Genomic DNA, 22,392 nt, shown 5'->3' on the forward strand with positions numbered 1-22,392 from the left:
TAGGTGAAAATTCTAGATTTATTATCGAAAGGAATTGTTATTGGTGATGGTGCAATTGGCACATTATTACATTCTCATGGTTTGCAAAGTAGTTTTGAGGAACTAAACTTATCTGATCCAGATCTTATTATATCTATTCATAAACAATATGTAGCTGCTGGAGCAGATCTTATTCAAACAAATACATATGGTGCAAATGAGGCGAAATTGCGTATGTATGGTTTAGAAAACCGGGTCGCCCAAATTAATAAAGCCGCAGTCAAACTTGCAAAAGCGGCTGTGACAGACAAGAATGCAATTTTAGGGACGATTGGTGGTATGAAGCATATCGGAGCCGTCACAACGACTGATATGGAACGAGAGTTTATGCTACTTGAACAGGCCGGGGCATTATTAGAAGAAAAGGTTGATGGATTATTATTAGAAACCTTTTATGATGAATTTGAATTGTTACATGCCGTAAAAGTACTACGAAAACAAACAGATATTCCAATTATTGCACAGCTGGCGCTTCATGAAGCAGGAACAACACAAAATGGAAATGATGTAAATGAAGTATTAAAACAGCTTTTAGATTACGGTGCGAATGTAGTCGGATTAAATTGTCAGTTAGGCCCGCTTCATATGACGGAAGCTTTTAAAATGATATCGATTCCGAAAAATGGTTATTTATCAGCTTATCCAAATGCGGGCCTTCCAAACTATGTAGAAGGACGATACGTATATGAAGGAAGCCCTGCTTATTTTGAAGAGATGACACCGAAATTTATTGAACAAGGTATTCGTTTGCTCGGAGGGTGTTGTGGCACAACACCAGCACATATCGAAAGGATGAAGCGTGCGATTGCGAATGTAACGCCTGTTACAGAAAAACAAATTGTTCAAAAACAACAAGTGGTTCATATGCAAACAAAACGTGCTAGCACTCATGTTACTCTTGCAGAAAAAGCGAAGAAGCAAACAACAGTGGTTGTTGAATTGGACCCTCCAAAAACATTGGATACACAGCGTTTTTTTGAGGGAGCAAGGGCATTGAAAAGAGCAGGAGCAGATGTGATTACGTTAGCAGATAATTCGTTAGCATCTCCGCGTATTTCAAATATGGCAATGGGAGCATTATTAACGAAGCATGATATTCCGGTGCTAATGCATTTAACGTGTCGTGATCATAATGTCATTGGTTTACAATCACATTTACTTGGTTTATCAGCTTTAGGAATGGAAGAAGTGCTAGCCTTAACGGGTGATCCGGCGCGAGTTGGGGATTTTCCAGGAGCGACTTCTGTATATGATTTGTCTTCTATTGAATTAATAAAAATGATTAAAGAAATGAATGATGGCCGATCCATATTAGGGAAATCTATTGGTCCTGCGACAAGATTTTCTGTTGGAGGAGCTTTTAATCCACATGTAAGGCATTTAAAAGCAGCGGTGAAGCGGATGGAGAGAAAAATCGCAGCGGGTGCAGAATATTTTTTAACACAGCCTATTTACGATGTAGCTTTAATTGAAGAGGTGTATGAGGCAACAAAACATTTAGAACAACCGATTTTTATTGGAATTATGCCTTTAGTGAGCAAACGAAATGCTGATTTTCTTCATTTTGAAGTACCGGGTATTACTCTACCTGAGGAAGTAAGGCAGCGAATGGATGGGCATGAAACACAAGGAGCTGCAGTTGAAGAAGGAATTCGCATTTCACAAGAATTAATTGATGCTGCGATGAAATACTTTAACGGCATTTATCTCATTACACCATTTTTGAAATATGAAATTACAGAAAATCTTGTGAAGTATGTGAAAGAAAAGCAAGAAATGAAAGAGGGAATCTATTGATGAGACTGATAGAAGAGAGATTACAACATGATATTTTAATATTAGATGGTGCGATGGGAACGATGATTCAGCAGGCGGATTTAACTGCTGAAGATTTTGGCGGAGAAGAATATGAAGGGTGTAATGAATACTTAGTAAAAACAAGGCCAGATGTGATTTTAGGTATCCATAAAGCTTATATTGAAGCTGGTGCGGATATTATTGAAACAAATACGTTTGGTGCTACAAATATTGTATTACATGATTACGAGTTATCTCATTTAGATGAAGAGTTGAATGAAAGAGCAGCCCAGCTAGCAAAGCAAGCTGTAAGTGAGAGTGGTAAAGAAGTATATGTAGCCGGTGCGATGGGACCAACGACAAAAGCAATTAGTGTAACGGGTGGTGTAACATTTAATGAATTAATTGAAGCATATACGAGACAAGCACGAGGATTATTGCGGGGCGGCGTTGATGTGTTGCTTGTTGAGACGAGTCAAGATATGCGTAATGTAAAAGCGGCGTATTTAGGGATCCAGCAAGCATTTACAGAAGTGAATTATACTGTTCCTCTTATGATTTCAGGAACCATTGAACCGATGGGAACAACATTAGCGGGACAAACGATAGAGGCATTCTATTTATCAGTTGAGCATATGAAACCATTGTCTGTCGGATTAAACTGTGCTACAGGCCCGGAATTTATGCGAGAACATATCCGTTCTTTGTCAGATCTTTCGGAGTGTTATATTTCTTGCTATCCAAATGCTGGTCTTCCAGACGAGGATGGACATTATCATGAGTCACCGACTTCACTTGCAGAAAAGGTGAAACAGTTTGTTGAAGAAGGGTGGATTAATATTATTGGCGGTTGTTGCGGGACAACACCTAATCATATAAGAGCAATTAAATCTTCACTCGAGTCTCTTAAACCACGCGAGAACCATGAGCGGGAGGGGCATGGGATTAGTGGTTTAGAAGCATTGCAATATGATGATTCTATGAGGCCGTTATTTGTTGGAGAGAGAACAAATGTTATTGGATCAAGAAAGTTTAAACGATTAGTAGCTGAAGGGAGTTTTGAAGAGGCTGCTGAAATTGCGAGGGCGCAAGTGAAGAAAAATGCTCATATTATTGATATCTGCATGGCAGATCCAGATCGTGATGAAGTGGAAGATATGGAGAATTTTTTGGCAGAAGCAACGAAAGTATTAAAAGTTCCGATTATGGTAGATTCAACGGATGAGAATGTTATGGAAAAAGCTCTTACGTATATACAAGGCAAGGGTGTTATTAACTCTATTAATTTAGAAAACGGAGAGGAGCGTTTTGAGAAAGTGACGCCGCTTCTCCGGAAATATGGTGCAGCAATTGTAGTTGGGACGATTGATGAAGAGGGCATGGCAGTTAGTGCAGAAAGAAAGTTAGAAATCGCAAAAAGAAGTTATGAATTATTAACGAAGAAATACGGTATACGTCCCTCGGATATTATTTTCGATGCACTCGTTTTTCCAGTTGGAACTGGTGATGAAGAATATATTGGATCGGCAGCAGCGACGATAGAAGGAATTCGTCTTATTAAAGAAGCGCTGCCAGAATGTTTAACGATTTTAGGAGTAAGTAATATATCGTTTGGTTTACCGCCAGCGGGTCGTGAGGTGTTAAACTCGGTCTTTTTATATCATGCAACAAAGGCTGGGCTTGATTATGCTATCGTGAATACTGAAAAGCTAGAGCGCTATGCATCAATTCCAGATGAGGAAAAGGAAATAGCAGATGCACTATTATTCGAAACAACGAAAGAAACTCTAGAAGAATTTACGAATTTTTACCGAGTTGCCAAGAAAAAAGAAGTGATTATACAAGAAACATTAACGCTTGATGAAAGATTAGCAAATTACATTGTAGAAGGAACGAAGCAGGGCTTACATGAAGATTTAAGTCTTGCGCTAACAGAAGGAAGAAAACCACTTGATCTTATTAACGGTCCACTTATGACCGGGATGGATGAAGTAGGTCGTTTATTTAATAACAATGAGCTTATCGTTGCTGAAGTATTACAAAGTGCTGAAAGTATGAAAGCCGCTGTTGCATATTTAGAGACTTATATGGAATCTAGTGATAGTGCGAAAAAAGGAAAAGTATTGTTAGCAACTGTAAAAGGAGACGTACATGATATTGGCAAAAACCTTGTAGAAATTATTTTATCGAATAACGGCTATGAAATTGTTAATTTAGGAATCAATGTACGCTCCGATCGCATTGTTCAAGAAGTGAAAGAAAAGAAGCCAGATATTATCGGACTTTCGGGATTATTAGTAAAATCGGCACAACAAATGGTAGCAACTGCCGAAGATTTACAAGCGGCAAATATTGATATTCCAATTGTTGTAGGTGGTGCAGCATTGACGAGAAAGTTTACAGATAATCGTATTTCACCTTCTTATAATGGACTTGTGTTATATGCAAGCGATGCAATGATAGGGCTTGACCTTATCAATCGATTACAAAAAGAAGAAGAACGAGAAAAAATGAAGCAGGATAAAAAAAATCGCCGTATTCATGTTGTGAAACAAGAGGAGAAAAAAGTGGAGATACCAGTTGGTATTGAACCGTTGCCACGAGCGAAAGTCAGGGTGCCAGACTCAACAAAGCGGGTCGTACTTCGTGATATTCCAGTTTCACACCTTGCACCATTTTTAAATAGACAAATGTTAATTGGTCATCATCTTGGTTTAAAAGGAAATGTGAAAAAGTTATTAAAAGAAGGTGATAAGAGGGCACATGAATTAAACGATTTAATTGATGAGTTATTGCAAGAAGGACAGTCCTGGCTAAAGCCAAAAGTTGTGTATCAATTCTTCCCTGCTCAAAGTGACAGACAAACTATTATTATTTATGATCCAGAAGACCATACACGTGTACTAGAGCGTTTTTCATTCCCAAGACAAGGAAAAGCACCGTACCGTACATTAGGAGATTATTTACGTCCTATTGGTGATGAAATGGATTATGTCGCCTTTTTATCTGTTACAGTTGGACAAGGTGTTCGAGAAATCGCGGAGGAGTGGAAAGAGAAGGGGGATTATTTACGCAGTCACGCTATTCAATCATTAGCGCTGGAACTAGCAGAGGGACTTGCTGAAAAAACACATATGTTGATTCGTGACCGCTTTGGAATTCCGGATTCACCGGAGATGACGATGGAAGAACGATTTCGTACGAAATATCAAGGGATTCGCGTTTCTTTTGGTTATCCAGCTTGTCCAGAACTTGCTGATCAAGAAAAACTATTTCGTTTAATTCAGCCAGAGGAAATCGGAATCTCACTAACAGAAGGATTTATGATGGAACCTGAAGCATCTGTAACGGCAATGGTATTTGCTCACCCCGAAGCACGATATTTTAGTGTACTATAGTGTAGAAGGGGGAGAGGTATGAAAAGAATAGTCTTTACAGGCGGTGGTTCAGCTGGACATGTGACGCCCAATTTAGCAATTATTCCACATTTGCAAGAAAAGAATTGGGATATTTCTTATATTGGTTCTCATCAAGGAATTGAAAAAGCGATTATAGAGAACGAAGGAATCCCATACTATGGGATAGCAAGCGGAAAGTTGCGCCGTTATTTTGATTTGAAAAATATAAAAGATCCTTTTCTTGTTATGAAGGGTGTCATGGATTCTTATATACGAATACGAAAATTAAAACCGGATGTTATTTTTTCAAAGGGTGGTTTTGTATCTGTACCAGTAGTGATTGGTGGGTGGTTAAATCGTGTACCAGTTTTGCTACACGAGTCTGATATGACACCAGGGTTAGCGAATAAAATTGTACTCCGCTTTGCTTCGAAAATATTTGTTACATTTGAGGAAGCTGCGAAGCATTTGCCGAAAGAAAAGGTTGTTTATACAGGTTCACCCGTGAGAGAAGAAGTGCTACGTGGAAATCGTGAAAAAGGATTGAACTTTCTTGGATTCCATACTAGAAAACCGGTCATCACGGTTATGGGAGGAAGTCTAGGGGCAAAGAAAATCAATGAGGCAGTACGAGAAGCATTGCCACAGCTCCTTAAAATTTATCAAGTTGTTCACCTATGTGGAAAAGGAAATTTAGATGGGAAGTTACAAGGTATAGAAGGGTATAGGCAATTTGAATATGTGCAGGATGAATTACCAGATGTATTAGGGGCAACGGATTTTGTCATCTCACGTGCTGGATCAAATGCGATTTTTGAATTTTTAACATTGCAAAAGCCAATGATTTTAATTCCACTACCGAAAACTGCAAGTCGCGGTGATCAAATTTTGAATGCACAATCGTTTGAAAGACAAGGGTATGCATCCGTTTTATATGAAGAAAATGTAACAGTGACATCTCTTATAAAACAGATAGAAAGTTTAAATCGTAATTATGAGAAGTATAAAAAAGAATTAAAAAAATATAGTGGAAAAGAAGCAGTGCAGACTATTGTGAAATATATTGAGGAGGCATGATTTTAAAAAAATCATGCCTTTTTAAATAGAATGAAAGGTTCGAAGAATTATTGTATTTATGGTACAATAACAGAGATTTAATAGGGGAATTTCAGTTCTTTGAGCGTGAAAATACGAATGGATTAGGAGTGACTGTGTTGGAGCTGAGTCTCTATGAAAATGCTGCTCTGATTATATGTTTTGTTTTGTATGTTGGTAGTGTTATTGTTTACATTTCAAGAAAATTTTCACAAGAACGAAACTTAGAGAAATCAGAAATAACAGCTGAGTTAGAAATGTTAGCTGATGAAAGTGATAAAAAACAAAAAATAAGAGAAAATCATGAGGTGCCCCACCACTTAAACGTAAAATAAGTTTTAAAGGTGGGGATTTCTTTTGGCGAAATCCTTCTATATTTATTATCATGAACGCTAAAAAAGAGTTTCCCTTTAGGTTTATAAAGGTAAGGGGTTAATTAAGGTGAATTTCTATATAGCATCGAGTTTTCAAAATAAACATCTTGTTCAATTTGTAGCGAGTAAACTGAAAGAAATAGGATGGCACCATACATATGATTGGACTCAAAATGAAAGAGCAACGAATAGGAAACAATTACAGAAGATTGGTCAAGCAGAAAGACAGGCAATTCAAGCTGCGGATGTTTTTCTGCTTTTACTAGATGGAGGAAATGGTAGCCATATAGAACTTGGTATGGCAATTGCTTTAGAAAAGAAAGTCTATCTGTATCATAAAAATAATCTGCTACAAACAACGTTTTACCATTTACCAGAAGTAAAGATTTTTGAGGGGGATGTGGCGGGATTTGTATCCTACGTTATGAATCAAGGTGATGTATAACGCAGATTTCGAATACGATATACGATAATTTTAAAATATTTCAAAACTGGGAACAATGAAAGCTGTTGGAATAGCCATTAATGTGTAAGGCTTCTCTTCTATCCAAGAATTTGAGAAGATGTAATTAAACAGCGAAAGAGAAAAGTAATTAAAGGATATATTTAAAAATAAAGGAGTTATGAATATGAAACTAGAACGAGGATGGGAAACAAACTTCTTAGAAGTTGTACAAACAAGTGCATTCAAAAAAGGTGCGCTGCGTAGCCAGTTACTTTGTGTGGATGGGGAAGAAGTAGAAGAACTTGCAGACGATTACGGGTATGACGAAATTGTAAATCGTGAACATGATGAAGAGCTTGCAGAGATTTTAGGAGAAGAACTTTTTAGTGAAATGGAACGTCACGTATTCTTATCTTCGCAACCTGAGGAAAAGCTCATTTCATTTGTAAATGGATTAGGATTTCATATTCTAGATTGGATCGTTCTCCTTGAAACAGAATTTGGTATAGATAGTGCAATATTTACATCTGATGCAGTAAAAATGATCGAAAAGCGTTTTAGACAGTTCCCATATATAGAAGATAAGACAATTTTTGATATGACAATTGGAGAAGCAATGAATGCATTAGAGTCTGTGACGAGTTTACAATTGAAAGAGAAGATGAATATACAATAATGAAAATAAAAAAGAACGTGAGATGATCACGTTCTTTTTTACATAATAATTACTTTGTCAGTTAATTTTTTTTGTCCTGTAAGAAGTGCATTCAAATACTCGACTTTTCGTATACAAGATTGAATGTGTTTTTCAACTTCTTGTAACTCTGCTTGGTGGTGCGTTTCAATCGGATGAATTTGCACGTTAAACTTTTCAAATTGACTACTATATGTGATTTCTGCATAGCCGCTCATGATATCTGTTTGATTATGAAATAGAAATTGTTTTGCTTCTTCACAGTATGTTACATCTTGAAATCCATATGATTTTAATGCTTCGATTACTTTTGTAATAATTGTTATATCCATTTTTCTCCCTCTTTGCGAAGTTCTGCTTTTCTATTATAACATGAAAATGGCAAAAGAAAGCGTTTTCAATTGCTTGTTTGCATATTTTTTACATATAATTTATCAAAATGAAACAAAGAAAAAATAATTGTAATAAAGGAAGGACTCTTTTACTTTTTTATCATATATATACAGAAATAGTGCAATGAAAGGGAAATTTCTGAAAAGAAGGTAGTATTCCGAAGTTGAGCGTAGTAAAAGAGGTGAAAATTTTGAATTTTGATATTATAGGGCAAAAAGCATATATAAAAGACGGACCGTACCGGAATCGAATTGGAATTGTAAAGCAAAAAGGAAAGCAGGAGGGATCGAATTTTTTCCTTGTTATTGACGAACAAATCGTTGATGTGGAACTAAAAGATATTGTTTTAGTGGGGGTAGATGTGCGGCAATTTCATGAGTGGTGCGAGCAAAATGGCTATTTGTAAAAAGGACGGGTTGTGAAGTGAAACGTTAATTTTTATTTTGTAAGAGAAAAGGTTCGCTTTGAATAATAGAAAGAAGTTTTGACATCCATCAATAGGCAATATTGAGAAGGATTATGTTCAAAAAAGAGCGTATATCCTCTTTTTTTACGTTTATTTAGTAAAGAAGAAATGAAATATTGTAGCAATATTGAAACGAAATATTTTAATGGGAAATCCAGAAAACAATGTGAAGGAATTGGATCTTTTGGGGCAAAAGAAGCAGATTAGTTATGTAAAATAGTGATTATAGGGAATAAAAAAGGAATGCAAATGAATTAGCATTCCTTTTCATGAAAGTTCCCTCTTTCTTATGAAGCGACTTCCTTACTTTTTACATCCTCTTGATTATATGTCTCATGATCTAATTCACCAAGCCATTTACTAGAAATAAGACCTGCTGTCATTGATCCGCTTACATTAAGAGCTGTACGGCCCATATCGATTAATGGTTCAACAGAAATAAGAAGAGCAACAATTCCGATTGGTAAGTTCATTGTTGAAAGTACGATTAATGCTGCGAATGTTGCGCCGCCACCTACACCGGCAACTCCGAAAGAGCTAATAGCGACAACAGCGATTAAAGTTAAAATGAATTGTGGTTGTAATGGATCGATACCTACTGTTGGAGCGACCATCATTGCGAGCATAGCTGGATAAATACCTGCACAACCATTTTGACCGATAGATACACCGAAGGAAGCGGCAAAGTTTGCAATTCCTTCGGATACACCAAGTTTTTCTTTTTGTGCTTCAATATTTAATGGCATTGTACCTGCGCTAGAACGAGAAGTAAAGGCAAATGTTAATACTGGAAATACCTTTTTTAAATATTGAACTGGGTTTAAACCGGATAGAGCGATTAATAATAAGTGAATAATAAACATAACGATAAGTGCTACGTAAGATGCTAAAACAAAATTACCGAGTTTTAAAATGGCATTCACATCACTACCAGCGACTGTTTTTGTCATAAGAGCTAATACACCGTATGGAGTCAGGCGTAAAATTAACGTTACCATACGCATTACAATAGCATATACAGCATCGAGCATCTTTTTAAATAGTTCAGCTTGTTCTGGATATTTTCTTTTTACACCAATAAAGGCGATTCCAATAAACGCTGCAAAGATTACGACAGAAATTGTTGATGTTGGACGTGCACCTGTTAAATCAAGAAATGGATTTGTAGGTAATAATTCTAATAATTTTTGTGGAATTGGTGTTTGTTCAATTGAACTAAATTTTTCTTCCACTAATTTCAAACGAGCTGTTTCTGCATCACCTTGTTGTAAACCAGTAGCTTGAACGTCAAAACCTGCGCTTGCGGCGATACCAACAGCGGCAGCGATTCCAGTTGTAAGGATTAAAATGCCAATAATAAGTCCGCTAATTTTACCAAGGTTACTTGTTAATTTTAATTTTGTAAATGCTGAGATAATAGAAACTAAAACAAGTGGCATAACAATCATTTGTAGTAATTTCACATAACCACTACCAATTAAGCTAAACCAGTTATTTGAATCCACGATAACTTTAGAAGTAGGTTCATAAATGAATTGTAAAATAAGACCAAATGCAATTCCGACCCCTAAAGCAGTAAATACGCGTTTATTAAAAGATACATGCTTACGTTGCATATAATATAAAATGCCAACTAATATAAGCATGACCACTATGTTAATTCCGACTAGCAGTGTATTCATAATAATTCCCCCTAATTCCATCTGTTATATAAAATATATTTCAACAAAACCTATAAGTCAACTAGGTAATTGAGGAAAATAAAAAAAGGATGGCAAATTGCCATCCTTTTAATGCCCAGCGCCAGGGACAAGTAGAAATGTTGTGTAGTATGTAAATCCAATGAAGAAAACCGTTAAATAGGCCCCGAATACGTATATATACATACGCTCTGTTAATTTCAAATAACTTAAAAGTACGAAAAATCCTGTTTGTCCTAAAAATAATAGTGCAGTTGTATGCATATCCCCTAAGTAAAACATAACCGAGAAAATTCCAGTCCAAAAGCCGAGAACGCGAAACATGCGCTCCATGCAATCTCCCTCCTTTTCTAAAAAAGTAAACCTCTCCTCATTATAATTTATTTTTCTCATTATTGTAAATATTTGCGAAAAAAAGAAAAGAAGCCAAATCAAATTGACTTCTTTTTGACATAATTTCATATAAAAACAATTATAGTTGGACTTTGTAGTTACAAGACTTGCATCCATCTAATAAGTTCTCATGTCGTGTTAATTCCATGTCCGGAAATAAAGTTCCAAAAATCCCCTTCATCATATCGCTATGCATATGGCAAACTTCTTCAGGGTGATGAACGGCAATTTCCTTAAATGGACAATTGTACACGTCATAGAAAATTTGTGTGCCATCTGTGCTTAATTCAAAGGAAGGGGATAAGCCAGCAGTTGATAACGCTTCTTTTGCAATTTGAACTTTGTGTTCTAATGTTAATGAATCTTTATTAACATTTAAACGCTGCATGTGTTGTTCCATCAATTCTTTACCAAATTGTTTGCCCGTTTCATATAGTGCCTTTTCACCGGCTGCACCGAGGCTTAGTAATGAATTAAAAGTGATTTTCGCTAATAATTGATAATCGCGAAATGGGAATTGCAATTGAATTAAGTCTTCAGACAATACATATAATCTGCTTGGTCTTCCGCCTTTTCCTGTTTTCTTCGTTTCAGATTTCAACATATTAACATCTTCTAATTTTGATAAATGTAGACGTGCTACGTTTGGATGGATATTAAATTCATCTGCAATTTCTTGTACGGTTACGTAACTATGCTTTTGAGAAATGTATTTATAAATATAATAACGAGTTGGATCAGATAGTACACCTGTAATTTTTAAAGCTTGTTCCATGAGGATCTCCACCTTTATCACTTTATCCAAGATATTAACATTATAATACAGATAAAGTTGCATATAGGTGATTTTAGTCAATAATTCAGAAATTGTTCATAATTTCACAAACATATTTTACCTTTTTCTAGTAGAGAAAAAGGTAAAGTTACGATTTTTCTTATATTTTCCTTTGTGATATATACATTGTGAGGAGGGATAACGATGAATGGTGTTGAACATTTTGCCAATACAATTATGAAAGAAGCATGTACATTACAGGCATCTGATTTACATATTGTGCCGCGGCAAGAAGATGCAGTTATACAATTGCGAATTGGAAAAGATTTGGTAACGAAGCATTGTATTAGAAAAGAATTTGGGGAAAGACTTGTTTCACATTTTAAATTTTTAGCGTCTATGGATATAGGGGAAAGACGTAAGCCACAAAATGGATCATTGTATTTACAAATTGATGGACAAGAAGTTCACCTGCGTCTCTCTACACTGCCAACTATGAATTTAGAAAGTCTCGTTATTCGTTTGCATTTGCAAGCATCGATTCAACCACTTTCCCATCTCTCTTTATTTCCAAGTTCGGCAAAAACACTTCTCTCTTTTTTACATCATTCTCATGGATTACTCGTGTTTACTGGTCCGACAGGATCTGGGAAAACAACGACAATGTATGCTTTGCTAGAGGTAGCGAAAAAGGGACAAACGCGGCGTATTGTTACACTTGAGGATCCAATCGAAAAGCGAAAGGATGGTTTATTACAAATTCAAATTAATGAAAAGGCCGGTATCACATATACAACAGGTTTAAAAGCGATTCTGCGCCATGATCCTGATATTATTTTAGTCGGTGAAATTCGTGATGAAGAAACAGCAAAAGTAGCTGTGCGTGCGAGTTTAACAGGTCATTTAGTAATGACAACGTTGCATACAAACGATGCAAAAGGGGCTGTGCTACGTTTGATGGATTATGGGATTACGCGGCAAGAAATTGAACAATCATTGCTTGCAGTGGCAGCGCAGCGTCTTGTGGAATTGAAGTGTCCATTTTGCAAAGGAAAATGTTCGCCATTATGTAAAGCGATGAGGCAGGTACGGCAAGCTAGTATTTACGAGTTGTTATATGGCCATGAATTGAAACAGGCTATTCGTGAAGCAAATGGAGAGCGTGTAACTTATCATTATGAAACATTGCAATCATGTATAAGAAAAGGATATGCCCTAGGTTTTTTAGAAGAGGATGTTTATGTTTGAGCGAAAAGGATGGCGATTACATGAACAAGTCTTGTTATTAAGAAGACTTGGAGAATTGTTAGAAAAAGGCTATCCTCTCTTACAAGCGCTAGAATTTTTACAGTTTCAATTGTCCTCTACAAAACGGCTACAACTGCAGCATATTATCGAAGAATTAAAAAATGGACAAAGTTTACACGATGCTTTTCATCAAATGATGTTTCATCCAGACATATTAAGTTATTTATTTTATGCGCAGCAACACGGTGATGTTTCTTTTGCTTTAAAGCAAGGAAGTGTACTCCTTCATAGAAAGGAGAAGCATCAAAAGGATATGATGAAAGTTCTCCGTTATCCGATTTTTTTATCTCTTTTTTTACTAGGAATTCTTGCTGTATTTAACCTTGTTTTGCTTCCTCAATTTGAGACATTGTACAGTTCTTTACGTGCAACCTCTGCTTCTTTTACTGATCAGATTATTAATTTTATCCAAATACTTCCATGTATAATGAGCGGATTTTTTCTTGTTATTGCACTTGGAGTATGTGTATACGTGTTTTATCTACGAAAGCTTCCTCCGATTCAAAGGGTAAATATTATGGTGCGTATTCCCCTTATAAATACATTTCTTATTTTAACAAATTCTCATTATTTCTCTGTTCAATTAAGCGGCTTACTACAAGGAGGATTATCGGTACTTGAAGCTCTAACATTAATGATGGAACAAAAACATCATTCGTTTTTTCAATGTGAAGCCACTCGGATTGAAGAGTTGTTAATTGCGGGAGAACAGTTGGATTCTATTATTATGAAGAGCAGTTATTATGAGCGTGAACTGTCTTACGTTATTGCGCATGGACAAGCAAACGGAAACTTAGCGACAGAATTAGGTGATTATAGTGAATTAACGATTGAAAAAATGGAAGAAAAGATTCAACGTATTTTAGTTATTATTCAGCCGCTTTTGTTTACATGTATTGGCATAATTGTTCTTCTTATGTATTTAGCGATGATTATGCCGATGTTTCAAATGATGAATTCTATTTAGGAGGTAGTTTACATGAAGAATGAAAAAGGATTTACTCTTTTAGAAATGTTATTAGTGATGGTTGTTATCTCGGTATTGCTGTTATTAATTATTCCAAATGTCATTAAACAACGTTCTTCTGTACAAGGAAAAGGTTGTGACGCTTATGTGAAGTCTGTTGAAGCGCAAGTACAAGCGTACCAGTTAGAAAAGAATAAGATACCAACAATAGATGATTTAATAAACGAAAAATACATTACTTCTACAACGTGTCCAAAAGGGGAGCCAATTAGTATTTCCAGTGAGGACGGTACAGTATCGGTTGGTAAATCGTGAAACAAAAGGGCTTTACATTTTTAGAGATGCTTCTCGTCTTATCTATCATTTCTATATTAAGCATTGTTACTTATTTTAACGTTGCTCCGTTATATGAGAGGCAAAAGGTCGAACGTTTTTTTAGACAATTCTCACAAGATATTTTGTATATGCAGCAGTTAGCTATAAACCACCGGAATCTGTATATGTTGCGGTGGGTCCCTGAGAAACATATGTACAGTATTTGGGAATCAGGAGATGCACGTGCCCTTATGCTCCGGGAATATGAACGTGATATAAAGGTTGATTTAAATACTTTTCCGAACCCAATGACTTATAATGCAAACGGAAATATAAACCAAGGTGGTACAATTCTACTTTTTTATCGTGCACGCACTTATGAAATTGTATTTCAACTTGGAAGAGGGAGATTTACCTATCGTGAAGTGCCAAAAAGGGTCAGTTATGATCGAAATGATCGTATCGTTAAGTTTATTGATGTTGGCTGTGTCGTTAGTGCTTCCCCAAACACTTCTCATCATGCAAGAAAGAAAAAATATTCAACTTCGATATAAAGCATATGTATTGCTGAAAAGGGAAGCGGCATTATATATGCATCAAAATCAGTTGAAGCAGCAAAAAGAGGAGATGATAGATGGCGTTATGTATGTGACCTATTTGCGAGGAGAAGAGGCTTGTACAATTTGGAGAGATACGAAACAAAGGAGAATAGAACAATGTCGCCATGTTAAAAAATAAAAAGATAGAAGCAGGGTTTACTTTATTAGAAATGATGTTATGTTTATTGTTTTTATCTATTTTCTTTCTTCTTGTGCCGCGCCTTCATAGTTTATTTATTGAGAAACCATATTCGAAGCAGATAAACAGTTGGGAATGGGATGTGTTCATGGAGCAAGTACAATTAGAGTTTCGAGAATTTCAACTGAGGAGTAATGTTCAGTTAGGGGACGAAGGAAATATAATACTTTTTCAAATGAGTAATGGTGATAATATCACATATGAAATGTTAGGAAATAATATTGTGAGAAAAGTAAATACACTAGGAAGGGAAATTATATTACAAAAAGTAAGTTCAGTTTCTTATAACTTAACACCATATATGCTATCCATACATGTGCAAGATATAAGTGGAAAAAAGTATCATGGGGTAGTAACGCGATACACACTCCCTGAGATGAAGTCATGAGAAATCAAGATGGTTTTGCTTTGCCCAGTACATTAATTCTCCTTTTCTTACTGTTTTCATTCTTTATATATGAGATAAATATGTTGCAATCTGATCAAAGATTTTATAAAGAGGCGCAGCAGAAATTTTTGTTAGAAGAGATTACAGATCAAGCGATCATCTCGATAAAGGCAGATTTGCAGGAGAAAGAACAAAATGATGTGTTTGCCTTTCAATATGAAAATGGTGAAGTGAGTGGGAGATATGTATTTGAGAATGACATTATCTTTGTTACCTTGCAGTGTATGACGAAAGAGCGCCGTTCTTATAAGGTGAACTTTCAGTACGATAAAACAAATAAAAAGGTTATGAATTGGACGGAAGAGCGAGGAAATGGAAGTTGAATTACAAGTACGTTTTGTTCTTGATACAAGATTGAGGACAAAACGTTTTTTTAGTAATTTGTGCAAGTAGTATATAAAATAAACCACATCAGCTCATCTTTCGTTATAATACAAATAATTAAACAAGGACCAACTTGGTAGAAAAGAGGTAACAAAATGAGGGCCATATATATAACAGGCTATATGGGGGCCGGAAAAACAACAATTGGGAGAATGCTAAGTGAGAAACTGCATATTCCAGTTGTAGATACAGATCAAAAAATTGAAGAGAAGCAAGGGAAGGTGATTCGCGATATATTTGCGGAAGAAGGGGAGGGCTCTTTCCGCAAATATGAAAGCGAAATGCTGCGCTCTTTACCGACGAGTGACTTAATTATTACAAGTGGTGGAGGGATCGTTGAGCGAGCTGAGAATCGTCAGTGGATGAAAGAGAATGGAACGATTGTGTATTTATATTGTGATCCGTATGTTATTGCAGAACGTCTTCGCGGGGATACAACGCGTCCATTATTTCAAAAAGAGAATATAGAGGCGTTTGTAGAGAAGTTTGAAAAACGCCGAGTATATTATGAAGAAGCAGATATACATATTGATACAACAAATAAAAGTGTGAAAGAGATTATGGAAGAACTAGAGAAAAAGATTAATGAATAAAAAAATGGACATACTAATCAAGTAGAGGTGATAATATGTCTACTAATGATTATGTGCGTTTTGTAACGCAACAATTTGTATCATATATGGATGCTCCAAAAGAGGATCGAAAGCAGAAAAAACAACAACGCCGCTCTGAAAAAGCACCATTTTTAAACAGATGGTTTGGTATGATACCACTTAGTGCTGCTTTGTTTTATCAAAACGTAAAGAAGAAAAGAAAGCAATCAAGTTAATAAATGAGTGGAATGATTTACCACTAGTAAATATACTAGGGCGGTATAGGGCAATTTTGGCGATGGGTGTATACTTGTCATTGATTCAACAGAGAGACATAATAAAAATTCCCCAGTGCAATATTGCACTGGGGAATTTTTATTATTTCTTTTGATAGTTTCCAACTTATTGTGTAGATTCTGTTTGTTCAGTTACTGCGTATATTTTATTATTAACCCATACAAATCCTATTCCAATACATATGGAGATCCCCCAGCCAACAGCGGTCATGATTGCTCGCATTTCACCATATCCTTCTACACCAAAAACAGAAATGAAATAGATTTTTAAAAAGCTTTTTAAAATGAATTGGAGACCGAAAAATAGTGTTAAATATTTCAAGGCCGGATATATACGTTTGTCACGGTAAAGAGCGCGACTTTTATCTCGGTCATGTCCTTGCAAGACTGCGATATCAGCAGCGAAATATAACATGAGCGGTTTTTTAATAAAGATTGTACAGATGACAATGCAGCCGAGTACGATATGATAATATGCGTCGTTCCAAAGCATTCGCGCAGCAGAGCCAGATAGTATGTCTACTGTCGTGTTAGCAATGAGGGTAATCAAAATAAAGAACCCTGTAACGTTGAACTGTTTTTCTTTCTTAAAGCAGTACAGTGTATAAAGAATTCCCGGTACCGAGGAAATAAGCATTGCATAATAAGGATCAATATGTGCTTTTGCAAATTTCCAAATGACAAAAGGGAAGACGAGGTAAAAGACAATATCGAATATGGCTTTCTTATTTTGATTCATTATAGACCTCCTTAAGTAATAGATATATTTTACAATATAATTTCTGAATATTGTACAGGATTAGTTGATAATTAAAGTTAATAAACGATATCCCACTTCTTTTTAGTTGAAAGAGAGGATTTAGCGATGCATAGAAGTAATTAGAGTTTATTCCTACCTCATGTCAAGTAAAAACAGAAAAAGAAGCAAACACGTGAAATCATCTTCCCTTCTTCGCGGTGGTGATTTTAATTTGAGAACTTGTATACAAGTGATAGGTTAATGTTTCGGAAACGTTTTGAGCGTGTACGAAATGAAGCAAAAGTCATAATTTAGTAGAAATAAAAAAGATTGCCCCTAGCGTGGTAATCTTTTTTAGTATATAATAATTAAAACGCTTTCATTTTTAAGGGTTTGTTCACAAAATTGACGAAAACTTAAGTTATTCCTATCGTCATGTTGTTTTATAATGAAACTAATCATCTATACATGCATACAATATTGTGAAATAAATAACATAAATAATCTATATAAATGTAAACGTTATCAAAGAGAGAGGTGGAGACAATGAGTAAATTTTTCTTCAATCATAATCCAGCAACAATAGAAGATGGAAGGCTTGTAGAATATGCTGAAATTATTTATGGTGAAGGTGGCCGTTCTGTATTAGAAAATTTAATGGTGAAAGCATCTATCAGGTTGCGTGATCGTTATCCGCATAAATCTGACGAACAGATCTCTTATCTTGTAAATCAAGGCTTACACGATATGTTTCAAAAATATGTGAAGGAATAAGAGGAGCGAAAAGCTTCTCTTATTTTTGTATAAGGATTGCACCACTAGCTGACAATAAGAATGAATTTGAAAAACATAAGGGGTGAAAAAAATGAGTAATGGCGTAGGACGTTCAAAAAAGAATCTTCCAACAGATGCAAACCATGTGAGTGCAAAAGATAGGGAATATCAAAAGCGAATGACAGAAAAACAGCAACAAGAACATAATGATGGCCGGAAGTATAATGGGAAAATATAAGAAAAGCTCCTTCTCATATGAAGGGGCTTTTCTCATGAAAAAAATGTTTAGCGGTTACATAGAAGAGTCCGCCATTTATAATTTGCATTGTAATCCGCGGTTCGTATTGTTCTTGTAAGGCTTGCTTTTCTATTTCATAGCTTTCGGGAAGCTCTTCACTTCCCTCATAAAAGCGATTAAGAAGCGATAAATCATGGTTCCAACGTACCCGTGCTTCTTCAGCCCATGTATGATCATCTGCTGCGATGAAGTTTTTTAATGCATCTTCTATTCGCTGTAGTCCACTTTGCGGTTTAATAATTGGAGTGAGTGTAAAACTGAAATCCGGTATTTTTGGTGTGAGCCGAATTTTCGCTAATGTTTCATGAAAGTTTGTAATCATCGTTCCAGAAATAAGATGAATCCCGATGGAATGAAGCATGTCTTTCTTTCGATCGCATTGATAACATACTTTTACATTGACGCCAAGCCATGGGTGAAGTGGTGTATGAGTTGTACTACCTAAATTCACTTCTTCGAATAAGCGTATGTATGAACCGAGTTCTTTTGTTGTTTGAAAAATTTGATGTAGACGAGGGGAGCCATAGTGAATAAGCTCACCTTCCTCACTGTCACTCTCTGGGTTTGTAATGAGAGTAAGTTTCATCGGATTTGGGATACCACCTGTTTTCTCGAGGTAATGCCAATAAAAAGGTCGATTCATCAATAGTTTATCCATCTCAATTGTTAATTGTACATCTAGTAGATGAGGGGAACGCTGGGAAATCTCACAGTCGTTTGCTTCGAAAAAATCCCATAAGTAATTATGAATTTCATGTTGCTGCATAACCTTGCACCTCAGCTTCGTTTCTCTTCGCGAAGTCGATGATAGATGTTAAATTTTCCATCTTGATTCGAATTTCTCCTTCGCTCTTTGACCCTGCAAAAATTTCTTGAATATGTGCATCGATATTTTTCATATTGATTCTTGTTAAAATCTCATCAAGTTCACCGATGACTCGCTCAAATAAATTAATTTTTTCATATAGAAGTTTTAAAATATGTTCTTCAACTGTATGTTTCGTTGCTAAGTTATAAATATGAACATCATTTTTTTGACCAAGCCTATGAATACGTCCAATGCGCTGTTCAAGCCGCATCGGATTCCAAGGCAAGTCATAGTTAATCATATGGCTACAAAATTGTAGGTTAATCCCTTCACCGCCTGCTTCAGTTGCGATTAACACTTGCGCATGATTTTGGAAGAGTTCTTTCATCCAATCTTTTTTTCCTCGTTTGAATCCACCTCGAAAGGGAACCGATGAAATACCATGCTGTTTTAAAAACCATTGTAAATACATTTGCGTTGCTCTGTATTCTGTAAAGATGACGACTTTATCATTAATTTCTTTTATAAGCTCTAGTGCTTGATTTGCTTTTGAATTAAAAGGAATATGGTTGATTTTGTCCATTAAAACATCGATATATGGGTCTGATATATAATTCACATTTTCTTTTTTCCTTTTTTCCACGTGTTTTTTGAGTGAATAATAAACTGCTTCACGGCTACTACATACTTCTCGTTTCAAAGTTAATGATGAAAAGGCAGAGGTAAAAGCGTCTTGTCCTTTCCAATTTTCAATTGCATTATATAACGCTTGCTCTTCCTCATTAAAATCAATAAATATTGTGCGAACATGCCTTTTCGGCCATTCGATACCTGTACCATTTCGCCGATTTCTTACCATCACTTTATTAATGAGCGCTTTTAAATCTTCATCTGACTCTGCTGAGCGATTTTTCGATGCATAATATTCCTCGAAGTTAGATTGATTGCCTAAATGTCCTGGTTTTAATAAGGAAACGAGATTGAAAATTTCATCAATTTTGTTTTGAACAGGTGTTGCAGTTAGTAATAAGCAAAACTTCTTTTTCAGTCGTTGTGCAAATTCATAGTTTTTTGTTTTGTTATTTTTAAGTTTGTGTGCTTCATCAATAATAATAAGGTCATATTCTAAGTTTAAAACGATGTCACGATGAGGTGAACGTTTTGCTGTATCAATTGATGAAACAATAACATCAGCTTGCTCCCATGAATAACTTTTCCTCTGAGCAACAGCGGGGATAAAAAATTTTGTATTCAACTCATATGCCCACTGTGAAACAAGGGAAGCAGGAACGAGTATTAATACTTTTTTTACAAGACCTCGCACCATATATTCTTTTAAAATCAGACCCGCTTCAATTGTTTTTCCAAGTCCAACCTCATCTGCTAGTATTGCCTTTCCATTCATTTGTTCAATCACAGTTTGTGCGACTTCCAACTGATGAGGAAGCGGTGTGAAGTGGGATAAATGTTTTGGTGCTTGCAAGCCATCAAATGTAGGGACAAGCAACGATCTTTCTGTTTCATAAGCTAAATTATACAGTTCCCAATTTGTCCAAGGACCGTCCTCATCAATTCGTTTTAAAAAATTATTTTTCCAAGTCCGATCTACGGAAATATCGACATTCATTAAAACTCTCCCACCTTCTGTAAACTAAAACGGTTATTGTTATACCCTTCACCAGAACGTTAATTTCTAGCGTTTTTAGGTGAAGTCATTTTCGTAAGTGTAAGATTAAAAAATTCCAAATTATTTTTTATGCTAGAATATTGATGAAATAGATCGAAAAATGTTAGGATAATGTTGTGAAATGTGTGGAATCTTTCGTATTTTATCCAAGAAAGTACTTTTTTATTTACGCTTTCATAAAAAAATACATTGAGATTCCGTATATCCCATCTTTTCTGAATAAAAAATGTTTAGATACGGGAAGCCAACTTTTAATGATTTGTCATAGACAGCATAAGGGGGAAAGAACATGATTACATTACAACGTACACCGCTATTTGATGTTTACGCGAAGTATGGTGGGAAAACAATCGACTTTGGTGGTTGGGAATTACCAGTTCAATTTTCAAGCATTAAAGAAGAGCACGAGGCTGTTCGTACAGCAGCGGGTCTGTTTGATGTGTCTCACATGGGAGAAGTTGAAGTCACAGGTACAGATAGTTTAGCATTTTTACAACGTGTTGTTACAAATGATGTTTCTACCTTAAAGGTAGGAGGAGCACAATATACAGCAATGTGTTACGAAAATGGTGGCACTGTAGATGATTTATTAATCTACAAGCGTGGTGAAGAAGACTATTTATTAGTAATCAACGCATCGAATATCGAGAAAGATTACGAATGGTTAGCAAGTCATGTAATTGGCGATACGAAGGTAGTCAATGTTTCTAGTGAAATTGCACAGCTTGCAATTCAAGGACCAAAAGCAGAAGGCATTTTACAAAAAGTTGTGTCAGAAGATTTAAAAGAGATTAAGTTCTTTAAATTTAAAAACGAAGTTCTTGTAGACGGTACCCCTGCACTTGTATCTCGCACTGGTTATACAGGTGAAGATGGATTTGAAATTTACTGCAAGAGTGAAGACGCTGCAAAACTTTGGGAGAAACTTCTTGAAGTTGGAGAAGAAGACGGCTTAAAACCATGTGGTTTAGGAGCTCGTGATACACTTCGTTTTGAAGCAACGCTTCCACTTTATGGTCAAGAACTATCAAAAGATATTACACCAATTGAAGCTGGAATTGGCTTTGCAGTAAAAACAAATAAGGAAGTAGATTTCTTTGGAAAAGAAACATTAAAAGAATACAAAGAAAACGGTGCACCTCGTAAATTAGTCGGCATTGAAGTAATTGAACGCGGTATTCCTCGTACACATTATCCTGTATATGTAGGCGAAGAAAAAATCGGGGAAGTTACAAGTGGTACACAATCTCCAACGTTAAAGAAAAGTATTGGTTTAGCATTAGTTGATGTAAAATACGCAGCAGTTGATACAGAAGTAGAAATTGAGATTCGTAATAAACGTGTTAAAGCAGTAGTTGTTCCAACACCATTTTACAAACGTTCAAAGTAACGGGGAGAGGGGTAGATT

26 protein-coding genes and 1 pseudogene are annotated in these 22,392 nt (G+C 35.8%); 19 read left to right on the forward strand and 8 right to left on the reverse strand.

Annotated elements, in window-relative coordinates:
• Nucleotides 1–3 precede the first annotated feature (3 nt).
• The 6 genes from M014_RS0100480 (at nt 4) to M014_RS0100505 (ending at nt 7,824) form a co-directional block, all read left to right on the forward strand.
• The gene (locus M014_RS0100480; RefSeq protein WP_026589931.1) at nt 4–1,836 is read left to right on the forward strand and encodes a bifunctional homocysteine S-methyltransferase/methylenetetrahydrofolate reductase; all 1,833 of its coding nucleotides are present in this window, start codon (nt 4–6) and stop codon (nt 1,834–1,836) included.
• A complete protein-coding gene (gene metH, locus M014_RS0100485) occupies nt 1,836–5,234 on the forward strand; it encodes a methionine synthase (RefSeq protein ID WP_026589932.1) in 3,399 nt (1,132 codons plus the stop codon). Before M014_RS0100480 ends, metH begins: the two co-directional genes overlap by 1 nt.
• A gap of 18 nt (nt 5,235–5,252) precedes the next feature.
• Nucleotides 5,253–6,311, forward strand: a complete 1,059-nt coding sequence (locus M014_RS0100490; protein WP_026589933.1) for an undecaprenyldiphospho-muramoylpentapeptide beta-N-acetylglucosaminyltransferase — start codon at nt 5,253–5,255, stop codon at nt 6,309–6,311.
• Nucleotides 6,312–6,361: 50 nt separating this feature from the next.
• Nucleotides 6,362–6,664 (forward strand): DUF3966 domain-containing protein, encoded by a 303-nt coding sequence (locus M014_RS0100495; RefSeq protein WP_090687494.1) that lies wholly within the window; start codon nt 6,362–6,364, stop codon nt 6,662–6,664.
• Between the two features lie 106 nt (nt 6,665–6,770).
• A complete protein-coding gene (locus M014_RS0100500) occupies nt 6,771–7,148 on the forward strand; it encodes a nucleoside 2-deoxyribosyltransferase (protein WP_026589935.1) in 378 nt (125 codons plus the stop codon).
• Nucleotides 7,149–7,332: 184 nt separating this feature from the next.
• Nucleotides 7,333–7,824: a hypothetical protein gene (locus M014_RS0100505; RefSeq protein WP_026589936.1), complete on the forward strand. Its 492-nt coding sequence runs from the start codon at nt 7,333–7,335 to the stop codon at nt 7,822–7,824.
• Between the two features lie 38 nt (nt 7,825–7,862).
• On the opposite strand, the gene M014_RS0100510 is transcribed toward M014_RS0100505, so the two are convergent.
• Entirely contained in the window at nt 7,863–8,174 is a 312-nt protein-coding gene (locus M014_RS0100510) for a hypothetical protein (protein WP_026589937.1), read from the reverse strand.
• 251 nt (nt 8,175–8,425) lie between these two features.
• Between M014_RS0100510 and M014_RS0100515 the strand changes: the two genes are divergently transcribed.
• The gene (locus M014_RS0100515; protein WP_026589938.1) at nt 8,426–8,641 is read left to right on the forward strand and encodes a DUF3912 family protein; all 216 of its coding nucleotides are present in this window, start codon (nt 8,426–8,428) and stop codon (nt 8,639–8,641) included.
• 347 nt (nt 8,642–8,988) lie between these two features.
• Here the strand turns inward: M014_RS0100515 and M014_RS0100525 are convergent, their stop codons facing one another.
• The 3 genes from M014_RS0100525 to M014_RS0100535 all read right to left on the reverse strand — a co-directional run bounded on the left by M014_RS0100525 (nt 8,989) and on the right by M014_RS0100535 (nt 11,569).
• Nucleotides 8,989–10,404, reverse strand: a complete 1,416-nt coding sequence (locus M014_RS0100525) for an L-cystine transporter (RefSeq protein ID WP_026589939.1) — start codon at nt 10,402–10,404, stop codon at nt 8,989–8,991.
• An 87-nt stretch (nt 10,405–10,491) separates the two neighbouring features.
• Nucleotides 10,492–10,734 carry a DUF2626 domain-containing protein gene (locus M014_RS0100530; RefSeq protein ID WP_026589940.1) on the reverse strand — a complete coding sequence of 81 codons (243 nt, stop codon included), beginning with the start codon at nt 10,732–10,734 and terminating at the stop codon, nt 10,492–10,494.
• A 139-nt stretch (nt 10,735–10,873) separates the two neighbouring features.
• On the reverse strand, nt 10,874–11,569 hold the full coding sequence (locus M014_RS0100535; RefSeq protein WP_026589941.1) for a helix-turn-helix transcriptional regulator: 696 nt from the start codon (nt 11,567–11,569) through the stop codon (nt 10,874–10,876).
• Between the two features lie 204 nt (nt 11,570–11,773).
• Here M014_RS0100535 and comGA point away from each other — a divergent pair, with 204 nt between their 5' ends.
• From comGA to M014_RS0100580, 9 genes and pseudogenes are all read left to right on the forward strand, one after another.
• The gene (comGA, locus tag M014_RS0100540; RefSeq protein ID WP_026589942.1) at nt 11,774–12,817 is read left to right on the forward strand and encodes a competence type IV pilus ATPase ComGA; all 1,044 of its coding nucleotides are present in this window, start codon (nt 11,774–11,776) and stop codon (nt 12,815–12,817) included.
• A complete protein-coding gene (gene comGB / locus M014_RS0100545) occupies nt 12,804–13,844 on the forward strand; it encodes a competence type IV pilus assembly protein ComGB (protein WP_026589943.1) in 1,041 nt (346 codons plus the stop codon). Before comGA ends, comGB begins: the two co-directional genes overlap by 14 nt.
• A gap of 12 nt (nt 13,845–13,856) precedes the next feature.
• The gene (comGC, locus tag M014_RS0100550) at nt 13,857–14,159 is read left to right on the forward strand and encodes a competence type IV pilus major pilin ComGC (protein WP_026589944.1); all 303 of its coding nucleotides are present in this window, start codon (nt 13,857–13,859) and stop codon (nt 14,157–14,159) included.
• Nucleotides 14,156–14,599: pseudogene (gene comGD / locus M014_RS0100555) on the forward strand (competence type IV pilus minor pilin ComGD); the annotation flags it as partial. The gene comGC and the pseudogene comGD, both read left to right, overlap by 4 nt.
• Nucleotides 14,538–14,897, forward strand: a complete 360-nt coding sequence (gene comGE, locus M014_RS29835; protein ID WP_231503886.1) for a competence type IV pilus minor pilin ComGE — start codon at nt 14,538–14,540, stop codon at nt 14,895–14,897. The pseudogene comGD and the gene comGE, both read left to right, overlap by 62 nt.
• Nucleotides 14,884–15,345, forward strand: coding sequence for a competence type IV pilus minor pilin ComGF (gene comGF, locus M014_RS0100565; protein ID WP_026589946.1), 462 nt, complete (start codon nt 14,884–14,886; stop codon nt 15,343–15,345). Before comGE ends, comGF begins: the two co-directional genes overlap by 14 nt.
• Nucleotides 15,342–15,728 (forward strand): competence type IV pilus minor pilin ComGG, encoded by a 387-nt coding sequence (gene comGG, locus M014_RS0100570; RefSeq protein ID WP_026589947.1) that lies wholly within the window; start codon nt 15,342–15,344, stop codon nt 15,726–15,728. Before comGF ends, comGG begins: the two co-directional genes overlap by 4 nt.
• Nucleotides 15,729–15,884: 156 nt before the next feature.
• Nucleotides 15,885–16,382, forward strand: a complete 498-nt coding sequence (locus M014_RS0100575; RefSeq protein ID WP_026589948.1) for a shikimate kinase — start codon at nt 15,885–15,887, stop codon at nt 16,380–16,382.
• A 35-nt stretch (nt 16,383–16,417) separates the two neighbouring features.
• Nucleotides 16,418–16,618, forward strand: a complete 201-nt coding sequence (locus M014_RS0100580) for a YqzE family protein (protein ID WP_026589949.1) — start codon at nt 16,418–16,420, stop codon at nt 16,616–16,618.
• Nucleotides 16,619–16,784: 166 nt separating this feature from the next.
• On the opposite strand, the gene M014_RS0100585 is transcribed toward M014_RS0100580, so the two are convergent.
• The gene (locus M014_RS0100585) at nt 16,785–17,417 is read right to left on the reverse strand and encodes a VC0807 family protein (protein ID WP_026589950.1); all 633 of its coding nucleotides are present in this window, start codon (nt 17,415–17,417) and stop codon (nt 16,785–16,787) included.
• A gap of 354 nt (nt 17,418–17,771) precedes the next feature.
• Nucleotides 17,772–17,879, reverse strand: a complete 108-nt coding sequence (locus tag M014_RS30410; RefSeq protein WP_307802265.1) for a GTP pyrophosphokinase — start codon at nt 17,877–17,879, stop codon at nt 17,772–17,774.
• Between the two features lie 84 nt (nt 17,880–17,963).
• Here M014_RS30410 and M014_RS0100590 point away from each other — a divergent pair, with 84 nt between their 5' ends.
• Nucleotides 17,964–18,191, forward strand: a complete 228-nt coding sequence (locus M014_RS0100590) for a hypothetical protein (RefSeq protein WP_026589951.1) — start codon at nt 17,964–17,966, stop codon at nt 18,189–18,191.
• Nucleotides 18,192–18,282: 91 nt separating this feature from the next.
• Nucleotides 18,283–18,429, forward strand: a complete 147-nt coding sequence (locus tag M014_RS29475; protein WP_000064866.1) for a hypothetical protein — start codon at nt 18,283–18,285, stop codon at nt 18,427–18,429.
• Between the two features lie 13 nt (nt 18,430–18,442).
• On the opposite strand, the gene M014_RS0100600 is transcribed toward M014_RS29475, so the two are convergent.
• Both M014_RS0100600 and M014_RS0100605 read right to left on the reverse strand, forming a co-directional pair.
• Nucleotides 18,443–19,255: a YqhG family protein gene (locus M014_RS0100600; protein WP_026589952.1), complete on the reverse strand. Its 813-nt coding sequence runs from the start codon at nt 19,253–19,255 to the stop codon at nt 18,443–18,445.
• Entirely contained in the window at nt 19,242–20,924 is a 1,683-nt protein-coding gene (locus tag M014_RS0100605) for a DEAD/DEAH box helicase (protein WP_026589953.1), read from the reverse strand. Before M014_RS0100605 ends, M014_RS0100600 begins: the two co-directional genes overlap by 14 nt.
• Nucleotides 20,925–21,273: 349 nt before the next feature.
• On the opposite strand from M014_RS0100605, the gene gcvT reads away from it, so the two are divergent.
• A complete protein-coding gene (gene gcvT, locus M014_RS0100610; RefSeq protein ID WP_026589954.1) occupies nt 21,274–22,374 on the forward strand; it encodes a glycine cleavage system aminomethyltransferase GcvT in 1,101 nt (366 codons plus the stop codon).
• Nucleotides 22,375–22,392: the final 18 nt, after the last annotated feature.

The sequence above is a fragment of the Bacillus sp. UNC437CL72CviS29 genome (genome assembly GCF_000482345.1).
Lineage (GTDB): Bacteria > Bacillota > Bacilli > Bacillales > Bacillaceae_G > Bacillus_A > Bacillus_A arachidis.

What these genes read in the sequence shown, in the direction of transcription:
- metH (WP_026589932.1), top strand. Translation starts at nt 1,836, where the DNA reads ATGAGACTGATAGAAGAGAGATTACAACATGATATTTTAATATTAGAT.
- M014_RS0100490 (WP_026589933.1), top strand. Translation starts at nt 5,253, where the DNA reads ATGAAAAGAATAGTCTTTACAGGCGGTGGTTCAGCTGGACATGTGACG.
- M014_RS0100505 (WP_026589936.1), top strand. Translation starts at nt 7,333, where the DNA reads ATGAAACTAGAACGAGGATGGGAAACAAACTTCTTAGAAGTTGTACAA.
- M014_RS0100510 (WP_026589937.1), bottom strand. Translation starts at nt 8,174, where the DNA reads ATGGATATAACAATTATTACAAAAGTAATCGAAGCATTAAAATCATAT.
- M014_RS0100525 (WP_026589939.1), bottom strand. Translation starts at nt 10,404, where the DNA reads ATGGAATTAGGGGGAATTATTATGAATACACTGCTAGTCGGAATTAAC.
- M014_RS0100530 (WP_026589940.1), bottom strand. Translation starts at nt 10,734, where the DNA reads ATGGAGCGCATGTTTCGCGTTCTCGGCTTTTGGACTGGAATTTTCTCG.
- M014_RS0100535 (WP_026589941.1), bottom strand. Translation starts at nt 11,569, where the DNA reads ATGGAACAAGCTTTAAAAATTACAGGTGTACTATCTGATCCAACTCGT.
- comGA (WP_026589942.1), top strand. Translation starts at nt 11,774, where the DNA reads ATGAATGGTGTTGAACATTTTGCCAATACAATTATGAAAGAAGCATGT.
- comGB (WP_026589943.1), top strand. Translation starts at nt 12,804, where the DNA reads ATGTTTATGTTTGAGCGAAAAGGATGGCGATTACATGAACAAGTCTTG.
- comGC (WP_026589944.1), top strand. Translation starts at nt 13,857, where the DNA reads ATGAAGAATGAAAAAGGATTTACTCTTTTAGAAATGTTATTAGTGATG.
- comGE (WP_231503886.1), top strand. Translation starts at nt 14,538, where the DNA reads ATGAAATTGTATTTCAACTTGGAAGAGGGAGATTTACCTATCGTGAAG.
- comGF (WP_026589946.1), top strand. Translation starts at nt 14,884, where the DNA reads ATGTTAAAAAATAAAAAGATAGAAGCAGGGTTTACTTTATTAGAAATG.
- comGG (WP_026589947.1), top strand. Translation starts at nt 15,342, where the DNA reads ATGAGAAATCAAGATGGTTTTGCTTTGCCCAGTACATTAATTCTCCTT.
- M014_RS0100575 (WP_026589948.1), top strand. Translation starts at nt 15,885, where the DNA reads ATGAGGGCCATATATATAACAGGCTATATGGGGGCCGGAAAAACAACA.
- M014_RS0100580 (WP_026589949.1), top strand. Translation starts at nt 16,418, where the DNA reads ATGTCTACTAATGATTATGTGCGTTTTGTAACGCAACAATTTGTATCA.
- M014_RS0100585 (WP_026589950.1), bottom strand. Translation starts at nt 17,417, where the DNA reads ATGAATCAAAATAAGAAAGCCATATTCGATATTGTCTTTTACCTCGTC.
- M014_RS30410 (WP_307802265.1), bottom strand. Translation starts at nt 17,879, where the DNA reads ATGATTAGTTTCATTATAAAACAACATGACGATAGGAATAACTTAAGT.
- M014_RS0100590 (WP_026589951.1), top strand. Translation starts at nt 17,964, where the DNA reads ATGAGTAAATTTTTCTTCAATCATAATCCAGCAACAATAGAAGATGGA.
- M014_RS29475 (WP_000064866.1), top strand. Translation starts at nt 18,283, where the DNA reads ATGAGTAATGGCGTAGGACGTTCAAAAAAGAATCTTCCAACAGATGCA.
- M014_RS0100600 (WP_026589952.1), bottom strand. Translation starts at nt 19,255, where the DNA reads ATGCAGCAACATGAAATTCATAATTACTTATGGGATTTTTTCGAAGCA.
- M014_RS0100605 (WP_026589953.1), bottom strand. Translation starts at nt 20,924, where the DNA reads ATGAATGTCGATATTTCCGTAGATCGGACTTGGAAAAATAATTTTTTA.
- gcvT (WP_026589954.1), top strand. Translation starts at nt 21,274, where the DNA reads ATGATTACATTACAACGTACACCGCTATTTGATGTTTACGCGAAGTAT.